This window comes from Halomonas cerina (assembly GCF_014192215.1).
GTDB classification, from domain to species: Bacteria; Pseudomonadota; Gammaproteobacteria; order Pseudomonadales; family Halomonadaceae; genus Halomonas; species Halomonas cerina.
This window is the reverse complement of sequence record NZ_JACHXP010000001.1, coordinates 42,643-56,910: the sequence shown is the minus strand read 5'-3', so window position 1 is coordinate 56,910 and position 14,268 is coordinate 42,643. Positions and strand designations below refer to the sequence as shown.

General features: G+C 63.8%; 13 protein-coding genes. 6 read left to right on the top strand and 7 right to left on the bottom strand.

From position 1 onward, the window contains the following. Positions 1 to 120 precede the first annotated feature (120 nt). Entirely contained in the window at positions 121 to 1,233 is a 1,113-nt protein-coding gene (gene asd / locus FHR94_RS00245) for an aspartate-semialdehyde dehydrogenase (protein WP_183323337.1), read from the bottom strand. Between the two features lie 415 nt (positions 1,234 to 1,648). On the opposite strand from asd, the gene FHR94_RS00240 reads away from it, so the two are divergent. From FHR94_RS00240 to FHR94_RS00225, 4 genes are all read left to right on the top strand, one after another. Next, positions 1,649 to 2,287: a hypothetical protein gene (locus tag FHR94_RS00240; RefSeq protein ID WP_183323335.1), complete on the top strand. Its 639-nt coding sequence runs from the start codon at positions 1,649 to 1,651 to the stop codon at positions 2,285 to 2,287. Positions 2,288 to 2,336: 49 nt separating this feature from the next. Then, a complete protein-coding gene (locus tag FHR94_RS00235; RefSeq protein WP_183323334.1) occupies positions 2,337 to 3,494 on the top strand; it encodes a hypothetical protein in 1,158 nt (385 codons plus the stop codon). An 83-nt stretch (positions 3,495 to 3,577) separates the two neighbouring features. Then, positions 3,578 to 4,282, top strand: a complete 705-nt coding sequence (locus FHR94_RS00230) for a C39 family peptidase (RefSeq protein WP_183323332.1) — start codon at positions 3,578 to 3,580, stop codon at positions 4,280 to 4,282. A 33-nt stretch (positions 4,283 to 4,315) separates the two neighbouring features. After that, entirely contained in the window at positions 4,316 to 5,113 is a 798-nt protein-coding gene (locus FHR94_RS00225) for a hypothetical protein (RefSeq protein ID WP_183323331.1), read from the top strand. 135 nt (positions 5,114 to 5,248) lie between these two features. Here FHR94_RS00225 and leuB read toward each other — a convergent pair whose 3' ends face one another. The 3 genes from leuB to leuC form a co-directional block, all read right to left on the bottom strand. Further along, positions 5,249 to 6,328, bottom strand: a complete 1,080-nt coding sequence (gene leuB, locus FHR94_RS00220) for a 3-isopropylmalate dehydrogenase (RefSeq protein ID WP_183323329.1) — start codon at positions 6,326 to 6,328, stop codon at positions 5,249 to 5,251. Positions 6,329 to 6,447: 119 nt separating this feature from the next. Continuing rightward, positions 6,448 to 7,092, bottom strand: coding sequence for a 3-isopropylmalate dehydratase small subunit (gene leuD / locus FHR94_RS00215; protein ID WP_183323327.1), 645 nt, complete (start codon positions 7,090 to 7,092; stop codon positions 6,448 to 6,450). 3 nt (positions 7,093 to 7,095) lie between these two features. Then, positions 7,096 to 8,541, bottom strand: a complete 1,446-nt coding sequence (gene leuC / locus FHR94_RS00210; RefSeq protein ID WP_183323325.1) for a 3-isopropylmalate dehydratase large subunit — start codon at positions 8,539 to 8,541, stop codon at positions 7,096 to 7,098. A 250-nt stretch (positions 8,542 to 8,791) separates the two neighbouring features. On the opposite strand from leuC, the gene FHR94_RS00205 reads away from it, so the two are divergent. Both FHR94_RS00205 and FHR94_RS00200 read left to right on the top strand, forming a co-directional pair. Further along, positions 8,792 to 9,685 (top strand): LysR family transcriptional regulator, encoded by an 894-nt coding sequence (locus tag FHR94_RS00205; protein ID WP_183323323.1) that lies wholly within the window; start codon positions 8,792 to 8,794, stop codon positions 9,683 to 9,685. A gap of 271 nt (positions 9,686 to 9,956) precedes the next feature. Then, a complete protein-coding gene (locus tag FHR94_RS00200; RefSeq protein ID WP_183323948.1) occupies positions 9,957 to 11,216 on the top strand; it encodes a hypothetical protein in 1,260 nt (419 codons plus the stop codon). Between the two features lies 1 nt (position 11,217). On the opposite strand, the gene FHR94_RS00195 is transcribed toward FHR94_RS00200, so the two are convergent. From FHR94_RS00195 to FHR94_RS00185, 3 genes are all read right to left on the bottom strand, one after another. Then, positions 11,218 to 12,345 carry a GNAT family N-acetyltransferase gene (locus tag FHR94_RS00195; RefSeq protein WP_183323321.1) on the bottom strand — a complete coding sequence of 376 codons (1,128 nt, stop codon included), beginning with the start codon at positions 12,343 to 12,345 and terminating at the stop codon, positions 11,218 to 11,220. Between the two features lie 94 nt (positions 12,346 to 12,439). Continuing rightward, the gene (locus FHR94_RS00190; RefSeq protein WP_183323319.1) at positions 12,440 to 13,030 is read right to left on the bottom strand and encodes a sugar transferase; all 591 of its coding nucleotides are present in this window, start codon (positions 13,028 to 13,030) and stop codon (positions 12,440 to 12,442) included. Between the two features lie 507 nt (positions 13,031 to 13,537). Next, positions 13,538 to 14,068 carry a zinc ribbon-containing protein gene (locus FHR94_RS00185; protein WP_183323317.1) on the bottom strand — a complete coding sequence of 177 codons (531 nt, stop codon included), beginning with the start codon at positions 14,066 to 14,068 and terminating at the stop codon, positions 13,538 to 13,540. Positions 14,069 to 14,268: the final 200 nt, after the last annotated feature.

Below are 14,268 nucleotides of genomic sequence, written 5' to 3'. Positions count from 1 at the left end.
CATATTATGCCCACTGGTGCGCCCTCGCCTGTCTTGCCCCTACCAACGCAACACGGGACGTCTCCCGTAAGAAGACGTCCCGTGGCTGGAGAAGGGCTGAAGCAAGAAAGCCCGAACGATTTACTGCTCGCGCAGGATCTTGAGCATCCGCTTGAGCGGCTCGGCGGCCCCCCACAGCAGCTGGTCACCGACGCTGAACGCGGAGAGGTATTCGCCGCCCATGGCCAGCTTGCGCAGGCGGCCCACCGGCACGGTCATGGTGCCGGTCACGGCAGCCGGCGTCAGGCCGTCGATGGTCGCGTCCTTGTCGTTGGGGATCAGCTTGACCCAGTCATTGTGGGTCGCGATGCGCTCCTCGATCTCGTCGAGGGGCACGTCCTTCTTCAACTTGATGGTGAAGGCCTGGCTGTGGGAGCGCATCGAGCCGATGCGCACGCAAATGCCATCGATGGGGACCGGATTGTCCTGCAGCCCGAGGATCTTGTTGGTCTCGACGGATGCCTTCCACTCCTCGCGGCTCTGGCCACTTTCCAGTTTGGAGTCGATCCACGGCAGCAGGCTGCCGGCCAGCGGTGCCCCGAAGTTCTCGGTGGGGAAGTCGCCACCCCGCATCGCCGACGTGACCTTGTGGTCAATATCCAGGATGGCGCTGGCGGGATCCGCAAGTTCGCTGGTCACACTATCGCGCAGCGCCCCCATCTGGTTGAGCAACTCGCGCATGTGCTTGGCACCGGAGCCCGAGGCCGCCTGATAGGTCATGGAGGTCATCCACTCGATCAGGTCGGCCTCGAAGAGCCCGCCGAGCCCCATCAGCATCAGGCTGACGGTGCAGTTACCACCGACGAAGGTCCGGGTACCGCGCGCCAACTGGGCATCGATGATGTGGCGGTTGACGGGGTCGAGGATGATGGTGGCGTCATCGGCCATGCGCAGGGTGCTGGCTGCATCGATCCAGTAGCCCTTCCAGCCGCTGCCGCGCAGGTCCTCGTAGACCTCCTTGGTGTAGTCGCCGCCCTGACAGGTGATGACGACATCCAGCGCCTTGAGTGCCTCCTGATCGAAGGCATCTTTCAGCGCAGGCACATCCACGCCCACATCGGGACCGGGCTGACCGACCTGCGAGGTGGTAAAGAAGATCGGCTCGATGCCATGGAAATCCCCGTCTTCCACCATCCGTTGTATCAGCACAGAGCCGACCATGCCGCGCCAACCAACGAAACCGACTTTCAACATGGGAAGTCCTCCAGAAATCGAATGTGGCCCATAGTATACATGAGCCGACTCCGCCACGCAGGCCGACCCATGAAGTCACGCGGTCTCCCGATGATCATCCCTTCCTGCCGGCCTCTTCATCTCACTTGGTGAGGCTCCGAGAGGCATCTGTGCTGCCCCGACAGGCATTGACCATACCCGACGATTCACTTCTGTGACACTTGGCTAGCCACATGCTAACTACTTGATTCTTTGGTACCTATCAGTGCCAAGGGGCCCACTACCCCTTCAATAGCAACACTTTAGTAACACTACATTTACATTTTTTTACCAAACCATCAAGACGATTTCATAAATATCAATAACTTAAAAAAATGGCACGGCAATTGCTCTGTAAACGTAAAGAAGAGTGACACAACGTTACGGAGACGCTGCCATGCCATTCCTCCTATCCATCAAGCACAGAAGGGGCCACAAGGCGCTTCGGGTCACGGCGAGCGTCTGCCTGCTTGTGGCCAGTCTGCAGGTGGCCGCCCAGGGCGAACCGGCTTCCCGCAACACCAGCCTCCTCAACGGTGGCGCCTTGAGCGGCATCCAGGGGGTTGTCACCACCAACCTGGCCGCCGGCGACGGCAACCTGCAGAGCAACCACGGCACCCTGGCCATCGGCGATGGGGCGACCACCTCCAACACGCTGCTCCAGCAGGCACACCTCACCGAGGACCTCACGCCTCGTCAAGACAGCACCAGTATTCAGGACCGCGCCTTTCGACAGTCACAGGGCTGGCTGTCGATCAACCAGGCTGCGGGCCTCGGGAATGTGCAGAGCAACACCTTCGGGGTGGCTCTGGGCATATCGGCCAGCCACCTCAACGACACCACCCTGCAGCAGGTGCTGGCCGATAAGCAGCGGCTGAACGGGGGCCATGACGGCTCGGACAGCCTCCCGCGTCGGCTCGAGATCGACGAGTCGAGCTTCGAGGGAGCCCGCGGCGTCATCCAGGTCAACCAGTCAGCCGGCACGGGGAACGCTACCCGCAACAGCTTTAGCATGTCCATGCAGCTCGCGCGGTAGTGGGATCGCAATGCCACAGAAACGACTCGCGTCCTTCAGGAGACCGATCATGATCACCTTCAAGAAAGCTCCGCTGGCTCTGGCCATCACCGCGCTGATGGCCACGCCCTATGCCCTGGCCGATGGCGTCAACAACGGCCTCATTGGCAGCTACAACAAGTTCGACACCGACAGCACCATCGACTCCGATTTCGACAATCGGATCGATGTGGAACTGCGCCACGACTCGGATACCTACAAGGACTTCTACGTCAATGTCTGGACCTTCGACCCGGCGCGCCACTACTCCGGGGCCACCGTGGATAGCAAGCAGCTGATCAACTATACCGGCGTTTCCAACCGCATGGCCGAGAACAACGCCACCCTGAGCGATCACGCCCTGCAAGGCGCCTCGGGCAACGTGGGCGTCAACGTGGCGGCCGGTGACAGCAACAGTCAGGCCAATGACGCTGCCCTGTCGGCTTCGGATGCCGAACGGGTATTCGGCCAGGCCGCGGCCTTCTCGGCCCAGTCCTCCTCCAACACCTATGTGGAGAGCACCGGCAGCCCCAACAACGCCACCTTGGACCGGCATGCGCTGCGGGGTGCCACCGGCAATATCGGCGTCAACGTGGCCGCCGGGGTCGGCAACGCCCAGCAGAACTCGCTGGCCGCCTCCTCCAATACCCGGTCCGGCTCCGCCGATGCCACCACCGGTGGCGTGCAGACCGCCTACAACAACTTCAGTCGTAGCCAGGGCCACACCGAGACCTTCACCAACCGGGTCGGCGTCAGGGTGTCCGGGGTGATGGTGGGCGGCTACCTCGGCGGCGGCAGCGGCGGCTACGCAGGCACCTGGGAGCAGACCAACCAGGTCTACCCGGAGATCTGGCTGGGCGGCTCCGAGGCAAGCGGCCACCCGGGGGGCTCCACCTACGTGGGTCACCTGGACTTCGATGGCAACAGTGCCAACACCGACCAGTTCGCCGGCACGGAGCGAGGCCGCCTCGGCTTCCGCGAGGCGGGCCTGATGGCCATGGGCGGCACCCTGTCCGGCGGCGTGACCACCACCAACACCGTCTATATCGCCGCCGAGAACAACGCCACCCTGGGAGGCCTTGCCCTGCTGGACGCCAGCGGCAACATCGGCGTGAACGTGGCCGCGGGCAATAACAACCTGCAGCGCAACTCCCTGGCCATCGCCTCGGCCACGGGTGGGGCGCAGTAAGCCCTCGGTCGAGCCCCTGGCCTGCCGAGCAGGCCAGGGGCCCGGCTTCCCCTTTATGCCCAGTACTCGCCAAGGAGGCCGTCATGACCCTTCATCCACGGCGCTGGTGGCTACCCCTGTGCCTGGCGCTGTCCATCGCCGGGATTGAGGCCCAAGCCGCCACCGTGCGCCTGGGCAATATCGTCACCGGGACCCTGCTGCAGAAGGACATCCAGTCGATCCGTGAGCGACGCTTCGAGCACCTGGTCGAGCAGCATACGGACTTTTCCTGCGGGGCGGCCTCGCTGGCCACCCTGCTCAAGTATGCCTACCCCCATCCCGGGATGACCGAGGAGAGCGTGCTGGCTGGCCTGCTGGAGGTGGCTGACCCCGCCGTGGTGCAGGAACGCGGCTTCTCGCTGCTCGACCTCAAGCAGTATGTGGAGACCCTAGGCTATCGCGGCCGGGGCTATGAGGTGGCGCCCGATAGCCTGGAGGCGATCTCGATCCCGGTCATCGTGCTGCTCGACCTCGATGGCTACAAGCACTTCGTGGTGCTGAAGAAGGCCCAGGGGGATCGGGTCTACGTGGGCGACCCGGCGCTAGGTAACCGGATCATGGACCGCGAGGCCTTCCTCGACGCCTGGAACCGCATCATCTTCGCGGTCGTGGGCCCGGGCTTCGACCGCCAGACGGCATTGCTCGATCCCCGCCCGCCGCTGACCGCCCATCGCCTGCACGATGTCGTCGCGCCGGTGCCCCGGCAGGCGCTGCTCGATTTCGGTTTCCGGCACGCCGACCTGTTCTGATCCGGGGCCGTGCCGCCTCAGGAGGTAACGATCATGATCCAGCAAGAAGGAAAGCCAGCTTGGATGCGGCGAGGGGCCACGGCCCTGCTGGCCGCGGCGCTGGCCGGCCTGCCGGTGGCCCCGGCGATGGCCGCCGCCCCGGACTTCGCCGAGTTCCGCGCGGGGCGCCAGCTCAGTGATGCGGAGCTCGGGTCGCTACGTGGACGCTTCGTCGATCAGGGGCGGCTGATGTTCTTCGGGGTGCAGATGACCAGCGAGTGGCGCACCGCCCAGGGCGAGCACCTACAGGTGCAGGGCCATCTGCAGGGGGACCTGCGCGGCCGGGTGCCCACGGTGAGCTTCGAGCCCCGCCTCACTCAGGTCACGGCAGGCGCGCCAAGCGGGGGCGGCCCGGCCGGCAATGGCGCCACCGTACGGGATGTGGGAACCGGCAATGCTCGAGGGGTGGTGCAGACCATCCAGGCAGGCGGGGACTTCAATGCCGCCGCCAATGACCTGCAGATCGAGGTGCGCCCGGCCACGGACCACCCCGGCCGGGTCGAGCCGGCACCGGGGAGCAATACGACCCGTCGGCTGGCCTCCGGCACGCGGCTCTCGGTTCATCAGGGGCCTGAGGGCGTGGGCGTGGGGATGGAGATGCCCGGCATGGGACGCGTGACGCAGACCATCGTGCCGGATCGCGGGCTGCGCCAGTCGATCCAGTTGACCAGCGACCTGCAGCAGGTGCGCAACCTCACGCAACTACAGCTCTACCTGGACGACCGCGGCATGCAGGCCGGTACACCCGGGGTGCGGGCCGCCATAGAGGCTGCCCGGCGGCTCGGGCACTGACGCCAGCACGAACGCTCCATGGCCCAGTGCCCCAAGGCTGGGCCAGCCCGGACGCTATCACAACAAGCCCCCACCGGCGTCCAATGCCGGTGGGGGCTTTACTCCGGTGGCCTCACCAGACCTGTCCAGGACGGACTACAGGGCCTCGAAGGCCGCCAGCACGGCGTCCCCCATCTCGGCGGTAGAGACGGTGCGTCGTCCCTCGAAGGCGATGTCCGCGGTACGCAGGCCGTCGTCGAGCACCTTGCCCACGGCGGCCTCGATGCGCTCGGCCATCGCCGGTGCATCCAGGGAGTAGCGCAGCATCATGGCCACCGAGAGGATGGTCGCCAGCGGATTGGCGATGCCCTGGCCGGCGATATCCGGGGCACTGCCGTGGCAAGGCTCATACATGCCCTGTCCGCTCTCGTTAAGCGAGGCCGAGGGCAGCATGCCGATGGAGCCGGTGAGCATGGCGGCGGCATCGGACAGGATGTCGCCGAACATGTTGCCGGTGACCACGACATCGAACTGCTTGGGTGCGCGCACCAGTTGCATGGCGGCGTTGTCGACGTACAGGTGCGAGAGCTCGACATCCGGGTATTCCGGTGCCAGCCGTTCCATCACCTCGCGCCACAGGATGGTCACCTCGAGCACGTTGGCCTTGTCCACCGAGCAGAGCTTCTTGTGGCGTTTACGGGCCATCTCGAAGGCCACACGACCGATACGCTCGATCTCGCTCTCGGAGTAGACATAGGTATTGAAGCCCACACGCTGCCCGTCGCGCTCCTCGATGCCGCGCGGCTGGCCGAAGTAGATGCCGCCGGTCAGCTCACGCACGATCATGATGTCGAGGCCGGACACCACCTCCGGCTTGAGGCTCGAGGCCTCGGCCAGCTGCGGGTAGAGGATGGCCGGGCGCAGATTACCGAACAGGCCGAGCTCCTTGCGCAGCCCGAGCAGCCCCTTTTCAGGACGCTTGCTCAACTCCTCGAGGGTATCCCACTGCGGGCCACCCACGGCGCCGAGCAGGATGGCTCGGGCGGCCTTGGCCTTATCCAGGGTCGCGGCGGGCAGCGGCTCGCCATGGGCATCATAGGCCGCCCCGCCCACCAGGGCCTCCTCGACCTCGACATCCAGGCCGCGCGCCTGGCAGGCGGCCAGGATGCGGCTGGCCTGGGCGGTGATCTCGGGGCCGATACCGTCCCCCGGCAGTACCAGAATCTTCTGAGTCATTGCGTCGTCCTTGCTTAAGTAAAGCTGCGGGCTACGAGTCACGGGCAGCGAGCTACGAACCCCGAAGCCCATGCCCCGCGACTCGAAGCCCGCAGCTCGAAGCCCGTGGCCCGCAGCCGCTACGCTTCGCGGAACAGCCAGGGCCGCGCGGCGCGATGCTTGGCCTCGAAGGCGCGGATGGCCTCCTCATCCTTCAACGTGATGCCGATGTCATCGAGTCCCTCGAGCAGGCACTGCTTGCGGAACTCGTCCACCTCGAATTCGAGGATTTCGCCGCTAGGCGTAATGACCCGCTGGTGTTCCAGGTCCACGTCGAGGCGATAGCCTTCGTTGGCGTGCACCTCGGCAAACAGCCGATCGACGGTCTCCTCGGGGAGGCGTACCAGCAGGATGCCGTTCTTGAAGGCATTGTTGTAGAAGATGTCGGCGAAGCTCGGGGCGATCACCACCCGGAAGCCGAAGTCGGCCAGCGCCCAGGGGGCGTGCTCCCGGGAGCTGCCACAGCCGAAGTTGCGCCGGGCCAGCAACACGCTGGCCCCCTGGTAGCGCGGCTGATTGAGCACAAAGTCCGGGTTCAGCGGGCGCTTGCTGACATCTTGACCCGGCTGGCCCTCATCGAGGTAGCGCAGCTCATCGAACAGGTTGACGCCGAAGCCGGTGCGCTGGATCGACTTGAGGAACTGCTTGGGGATGATCAGGTCGGTGTCGACGTTGGCCCGATCGAGGGGCGCAACGAGACCTTCCTCACGTTGGAACTTCTGCATGGCTCAGGCCTCCTGGACGGCAGTTTGGGTATCGGGCTGGCGAACGTCGACGAAGTGACCGGCGATGGCGGCGGCCGCGGCCATCGCCGGACTGACCAGATGGGTCCGGCCACCGAAGCCCTGGCGCCCCTCGAAGTTGCGATTCGAGGTCGAGGCACAGTGCTCACCGGCCCCGAGCTTGTCGGCATTCATGGCCAGGCACATGGAGCAGCCCGGCTCACGCCACTCGAAGCCGGCTTCGAGGAAGACCTGGTCGAGCCCCTCGGCCTCGGCCTGACGCTTCACCAGGCCGGAGCCCGGCACCACCATGGCCAGCTTGATAGAGTCGGCCACCTTCTTGCCACGCGCCACCTTCGCCGCCTCGCGCAGGTCCTCGATGCGCGAGTTGGTGCAGGAGCCGATGAACACCTTGTCGAGGCGGATATCGGTGATCTTCTGCCTGGGGGCCAGGCCCATGTACTCGAGCGCCCGGGTGATGCCAGTGCGCGCCGTCTCATCGTCGACCTCGGCAGGGTCAGGCACCTCGCCGCCGATGCCGGTAACCATCTCCGGACTGGTGCCCCAGGAGACCTGAGGCTCGATCTCGGCGGCGTCCAGGGTGACCACCTTGTCGAACGCGGCGTCGCCATCGGAGACCAGGCCACGCCAGTCGGCCACCGCGGCCTCCCACTGCTCGCCGGTCGGCGCGTAGTGGCGGCCCGCCAGATAGTCGATGGTGATGTCGTCCACGGCGATCAGGCCGACTCGGGCGCCGGCCTCGATGGCCATGTTGCACACCGTCATGCGCCCCTCCATGGAGAGGTCACGGATGGCGCTGCCGGCGAACTCGATGGCATAGCCGGTCCCGCCGGCGGTACCGATACGGCCGATGATGGCGAGCACGATATCCTTGGCGGTCACCCCGGCACCGAGCGTGCCCTCCACCCGCACCTGCATGTTCTTCATCTTCTGGGCCAGCAGGCACTGGGTGGCCAGCACATGCTCCACCTCGGAGGTGCCGATGCCATGGGCCAGGGCCGCGAAGGCGCCGTGGGTGGCGGTGTGGGAATCGCCGCAGACCACGGTCATGCCGGGCAGGGTCGCGCCCTGCTCCGGGCCCACCACGTGGACGATGCCCTGGCGCGGATCATTGATACGGAACTCCTCGATACCGAACTCGTTACAGTTGTCATCGAGGGTCTGCACCTGGATCAGCGACACCGGGTCCTTGATGCCGGCATTGCCCTCGGCCCGCTCCTTGAGCGTGGTCGGCACGTTGTGATCCGGGGTCGCCAGGTTGGCGTCGATCCGCCAGGGCTTGCGACCCGCCAGGCGCAGGCCCTCGAAGGCCTGGGGCGAGGTCACCTCGTGAAGCAACTGGCGATCGATGTAGATCAAGGCGGTGCCGTCGTCGCGCTCCTTCACCAAGTGCTGCGACCACAACTTGTCGTAGAGTGTCTGGCCTGCCATTGCATTCTCCCGGGCCTGCGGCCCTGTACTTGTCCGGTCGGTATTCGAATTCCGCTGAGACTCTGTGTTCCCCGGTATCGTGGCTTTCCTGGCGACAGGCCCCTGGGCGCTGGGCGCTGGGCGCTGGGCGCTGGGCGCTGGGCGCTGGGCGCTGGGCGCTTTTCCAGCAGTCTCCCCCGCCTCGCCCATAAAATCAATTCATGTTATTTATTCAATGAATTCCTTTCTGGAATAGAAAAAGGAGCACGCCATGGATACCCAGAGTCTGCAGGCCTTTCTCGCCGTCGCCGATCACGGCAGCTTCTCCCGCGCCGCCGAGCAACTCCATCTCACTCAACCGGCGGTCAGCAAGCGCATCGCCGTGCTCGAGGACCAGATCGCGGCCCGGCTGTTCGATCGTATCGGGCGTCGCGTCACCCTGACCGAGGCCGGTCGTGTGCTGCTGCCCCGGGCCCGGCAGATCCTGGTGATGGTCGACGACAGCCGCCGGGCGCTGGGCAACCTCAGCCACGACGTGGCCGGTAGCCTGACGCTCGCCACCAGTCACCATATCGGCCTGCATCGCCTGCCGCCGCTGCTCAAGGCCTATACCCGGGCACATCCCGAGGTACGACTCGACCTGCACTTCCTGGACAGCGAGCAGGCCTACCAAGGGGTGCTCGACGGTGCCCTGGAGATCGCCGTGGTCACCCTCGCACCCCACCCCGACGAGCAACTGGAGGTGGTGCCGGTATGGGTTGACCGGCTGTGCTTCGTCTGCGCCCACGACCACTCCCTGGCCCGGCGAGGCCGACTGGTCCTGCCCGAGCTGTGCGATTTCGACGCCGTGCTGCCCGGCCCCATGACCTTCACTCGTGGCCTGATCGAGGGCCGCTTCGCCACCGCGGGTCTCGACTTGCCGGTGGCGGTCTCCACCAACTACCTGGAAACCCTCAAGATGATGACCGCCATCGGGCTAGGCTGGAGCCTGCTGCCGGAGCGTCTGGTGGCCGGCGACCTGCATGTCCTTGAGGTGGACCACCCGCCCATCCATCGCCCCCTGGGCTATCTGGTGCATCGCAGCCGCACCCTCTCCAATGCCGCCCGGGCGATGCTTGACCAGTTGGACACGGCCCGGGAACCGGCCGCCAGGGAGTGGCGCTGACGCCTCAGGCCATCGCGACGCAAACTCACCGCCGCTTCGCAACGGATCGCGAAGCAGAGCTTCGCTCCCACAAAACCACTGGACTGTGATTCTGCTGTGGGAGTGATCTTCAGATCGCGATGGCGCCGACAGGCGCCCAGGACAACCTCACTGCAAATTGTTTAGACTGCTTAGCATTTGCCACAGGAACTCCTAATCCGTGTCCGACACCCCCACTGCGCCCGTGATTCCCCGCCACGCTATCGCCGGCGGCCTGATCCTCGCGGCCCTGATGCTGCAGATCCTCGGCTTCGCCTCCCTTTCGCCGGCCCCTCACCTGGTGGGATATGGCCTCTGGCTGGCCACCGCCCTGCTGTGGGTCGATATCCCCGCCCGGACGCGCCGGCAGGCCGGCGCCCTGGTGGTCATCGGGCTGGGACTGCTGGTGATAGCGGCGCTCCGCTACGGTGCGGCCATCGATTGGCCGGCGATCCTCGACGGCAACACCCATGTCGTGGCCATGTTGGTGGGTGTCAGCTTCATCGGCCTGATCGGCCGTGACCAAGGGCACAAGCGACCGCCAGGCCAGGCGGTGATGGGATCCCGCGGCCTGGCAGGCACCTGGCTCGGGGTCCACCTGCTGGGCGCGATCCTCAACCTCTCCACGGTGTTCATGGTCGGCGACCGTCTGGCACGGCGGGCCCCGCTCACCACGCCCCAGTTGCTGGGCCTCAACCGGGGACTGTCGAGCGCGGCCCTGTGGTCGCCCTTCTTCGCCTCGATGGGGGTGGTCATGACCCTGGCGCCGGACATGCGCTATACCGGCGTGCTGGCGTTCGGCCTGCCCCTGGCCCTGGCCTCGGGGCTGCTGACCACCCTCGAGCTATCACAGCGCTTCGACCTAACGGACACGGCCGGTTTCTCCCTGTCGCCGGCCAGCCTGCTGATGCCAGCCGGGCTGGCTGGCCTGGTGATGCTCTTCCACTATGGCCTGACGCCATCGCTTTCCATCGTCGCCATCATCACCTTCCTGCTGCCGGGCGTAGCCCTGGCCAGTAACCTGCCAGCCGGCCCCCGCTGGACGCTGCAGCGCGTCCATCGACATACCCTCACTCGACTGCCGGCGATGCGCGGCGAGATCTCGCTGTTCCTCTGCGCCGGGCTGCTGACTCGGGGGCTCTCGACCTGCATCGCGGCCGCCACCGGCAGCGAATGGACGCTCTTTGCAGAATTCGGTGCCTGGGAGGCGGTCGTCAGCTTCCTGGCCATCGTGGCCAGCGCCGTGGCAGGGCTTCACCCCATCATCGGGGTCTCGGTGCTGGCCTCGGTGCTCGACCTGGAAGCCAGTCGCCATACCCTATTCGCCTGCGTGGCCCTGGCGGCCTGGGCGGTGGGCACCAGTGTGGGGCCGCTGTCGGGCATCAACCTCTCGCTTCAAGGACGCTACGGCGTCAGCGGCACCCTGATGATGCGCGAGAACCTGCGCTACGCCCTGATCATGGCCGCCCTCGCCGTGGCGGCCCTTTTAACGATGGAGGTGCGGTCAACATGACTCAATGGTCAAAGACGACATTCGGAATACTTCGATAACTTGGGAAGTAATCAGGATCCAGGGGCATCCCGAGTTTCCTTGCCGATGCAACGGCTCTGTCTTCTAGCCATTCATAGGCCACCGGGTTCACAATGATATTGGCCACCCGGTACGGCATCTTCAATCGGGAAAATCCGGACTTGAAATACAGCAGGGGATCATCATCTCCCCCTACACCTCCCCCCAGCATGAACCACTCGGCCCCCCTCTCGGTTGCATAAATCCTCACCTTGTCGTGAAGGAGCTTGCTGGGCGCACAGTGATAAAAATCGGGCAGCGTACCCCCCAGGTGATATTGCACAATATTTCCCGTATAGACGAAAATTCCCGCGCATACCATACGGCCTTCCAGATACACACCGTACATCCTGGCATCAAAATCGCTTGCCGAGAACAAGGACTCATAATAATCACGGCTGAAGAAGAAGTACTCATTGGCATGACGAAGCCGCATGGTCTCTTCGTAAATTGTCAGGAACTCATCGAGGTTGGATAGCGGGTCGACTTCTTCGCAAACACCGCCCATTTTTTCCAGCTTGTTGATGCCTCTTTTCAAGCTGGACCTGAACTTTTCCCTCTGGATATCGAGGGGCATACGAAGATCGATCGGTATCGTTGTCCCCATCGTCTTGACCTCCCCCAAGCCCTCCAGAACGGCATTGTGATCAATCAAGGGATTCAGGCGCGAAAAGATCGAAACTACCTGATGCTCCTGGCACCAGCGAACTACACAACGGGCCCACTGGCGCTTGTCGGAGGCGGTGATCTCGCCCTTTACCAGGGGTCCCGGATAGCCATACGCAGACGTGACGTCCTTCCATTCCTGGCCTTCAGCCTGGAAGGTGCGCAGTATCAGCGGCCAGGCGATTATGCAGGCCGCATTCTTGTACAGGAAAAGCAGCGGCTGCCCCTCTCCATTTCGCCTGCTGATCTCATGGTAATCCCAGGTATGATAAAAATCATAACCTCCCACTGTCTCAAGTACATTTCGCCACTCGCTTTCGCTCGATACCACCTTGAAGACATATACATCATCCTGAAGCGTGGGCGCCTCCTGTACCACGGCCACGCTAGCATCACCTCTGAACATGCCATCCTCTCCTTCCAACATGCAGCTATCGTTTGTCAGCAGGCAGTCATTCTCATCTGCTTCCGCCTCGTATGCCTCAGCATCGCCTGAACACTCAACTGCCCGTAAAATCTTCCATGGTCACGTGATGCTCGCTTGAAACTCCACTGCGCCTCAGAACTTTTACCAATGTCAGAAACAGGATCTTCACATCCAGCAGAAACGACCGGTTGTCCACGTACCAGACATCAAGCTCAAACTTTCTTTCCCAGGTGATGCTGTTTCGCCCATTGACTTGCGCCCATCCTGTCACCCCGGGCCGTACACCATGACGCCGAGCCTGCTCGGCGCTATACAGAGGAAGATATTCCATACACAAGGGCCGAGGCCCGACCAGACTCATCTCCCCTTTGATCACATTCCAGAGTTCGGGCAACTCATCCAGACTAGTGGATCGCAGCCAAGCACCGAAGCGACTCAACCGCTGATCGTCAGGCAAGGGATTACCCGCCTCATCGAAGGCATCACGCATGCTTCTGAACTTTATGATTTCAAAGGGCCTTCCATGAAGGCCCGGACGCAACTGACGAAACAAGACCGGCGAGCCGATCTTGAAGTAGACAATCATCGCCACGATGGCCAATAAGGGAAAAAGCAGCGCAAGGGCAAGAGCTGCCATGGAAACATCAAATATTCTCTTGGCCATGTTCTCCCTCCTGTTTCTGCCCCTTGCTTCACCCCCGTGCCTCCATGATTGGAGCGCGAGCATCCAGAAAACCATCTACATAAAACCATCTACATGAAACCACCCATCAGTTGCCTTATATCGGCCACTCAACCACAAAAACACATAACAGTTTTACAAAAAGATACTTTGGAGGTGGAGGGCTTGCACACCCATTTTTTTCATCATGTTAATCAGTGAAATCCATGCTTTAGCGTTAAGAAAACGCTGATGAACCTCGCCCATCTCAGAAGGTTGCATGCAGCAGCCAGCCGGGCGAGCATCAGGAAAATATAAGGAGAAAGGGATAGAAGAGGGAGGCGAGGCAGCCGCTGCCGGCCTCGACTTGAGGGAGCAGGGTGCCCTGGACATGGGGTAGGCAGCCTAGGCCAGGCCGCCGGAAAGCAAAAAAGGGTCTAGAGACGCTGACGATCGTCTGCGGGCAAATCGATTCGGGCGGCACTGGCCCTGCCAGCGCCGCCCCGTCGACTATTCGGTGGTTTCCTTGGGGGCACGCACGAAGTAGCGATGACCGCAGCGGTGACAGGGCTCGATGCGGGCCACCCCCTCCAGGTCGACCGTGGCATTGCAGTGCGCACAGGCCATGCGTCCGGGAGCCGCCACTTCCCCGGCCACGTAGTCGGCGCGGGCCGCTTCCAGGTCATCCTCCAGCTGTTCCCGTTCAATCACGCTGCGATCGGCGATGGAGAGCAGGGACTCCACCACCCGGCGTGACAGCACCGAGAGATCGATACCCAGCCAGCTGGCCACGCCCTCACCGCCGGCGCCCAGGTAGCGGCGCATCTCCTTCAGGTCCCGTTCGACCCAGGCCCGCAGCAGAGCCAGCTCGTCCCGGGTGAACTCCTCCACATCGGCCTCGAACTCGACGGCCTCGTCGAGTTCCTGCTGGAGGTTCTCCCATGTCAGCTCGTCGGCCCCATCCTTGAGACGGGCCAGCATGCGTTCATACCCTTCGCGCAGACGGTGGTCCTTGTGCCCGGAGGTCTTGTGATCGCTCATGTTCCACTCCTTATGGCCTGGTGGGGACAGGCGCCCCGGCATGCCACCATAGCCGGGGCCTGCCGTGCTGGGGTATCCTTGGCGCTCCCGAAGAGTCTTCCATTTAGACGACATGCCGTCGGCAAATCAATGGTCTCGCGCCGGCACGGCGCCCTACCTTGATGCCGCACCAGGCCCGCTGACATGCGCAGCGCCATGCG

Bases quoted from the DNA above. Each gene is read 5' to 3' on its own strand.
- FHR94_RS00225 (WP_183323331.1), top strand. From the start codon at position 4,316: ATGATCCAGCAAGAAGGAAAGCCAGCTTGGATGCGGCGAGGGGCCACG.
- FHR94_RS00185 (WP_183323317.1), bottom strand. From the start codon at position 14,068: ATGAGCGATCACAAGACCTCCGGGCACAAGGACCACCGTCTGCGCGAA.
- FHR94_RS00240 (WP_183323335.1), top strand. From the start codon at position 1,649: ATGCCATTCCTCCTATCCATCAAGCACAGAAGGGGCCACAAGGCGCTT.
- FHR94_RS00195 (WP_183323321.1), bottom strand. From the start codon at position 12,345: ATGTTCAGAGGTGATGCTAGCGTGGCCGTGGTACAGGAGGCGCCCACG.
- leuD (WP_183323327.1), bottom strand. From the start codon at position 7,092: ATGCAGAAGTTCCAACGTGAGGAAGGTCTCGTTGCGCCCCTCGATCGG.
- leuC (WP_183323325.1), bottom strand. From the start codon at position 8,541: ATGGCAGGCCAGACACTCTACGACAAGTTGTGGTCGCAGCACTTGGTG.
- FHR94_RS00200 (WP_183323948.1), top strand. From the start codon at position 9,957: ATGCTGCAGATCCTCGGCTTCGCCTCCCTTTCGCCGGCCCCTCACCTG.
- FHR94_RS00230 (WP_183323332.1), top strand. From the start codon at position 3,578: ATGACCCTTCATCCACGGCGCTGGTGGCTACCCCTGTGCCTGGCGCTG.
- asd (WP_183323337.1), bottom strand. From the start codon at position 1,233: ATGTTGAAAGTCGGTTTCGTTGGTTGGCGCGGCATGGTCGGCTCTGTG.
- FHR94_RS00235 (WP_183323334.1), top strand. From the start codon at position 2,337: ATGATCACCTTCAAGAAAGCTCCGCTGGCTCTGGCCATCACCGCGCTG.
- FHR94_RS00190 (WP_183323319.1), bottom strand. From the start codon at position 13,030: ATGGCCAAGAGAATATTTGATGTTTCCATGGCAGCTCTTGCCCTTGCG.
- leuB (WP_183323329.1), bottom strand. From the start codon at position 6,328: ATGACTCAGAAGATTCTGGTACTGCCGGGGGACGGTATCGGCCCCGAG.
- FHR94_RS00205 (WP_183323323.1), top strand. From the start codon at position 8,792: ATGGATACCCAGAGTCTGCAGGCCTTTCTCGCCGTCGCCGATCACGGC.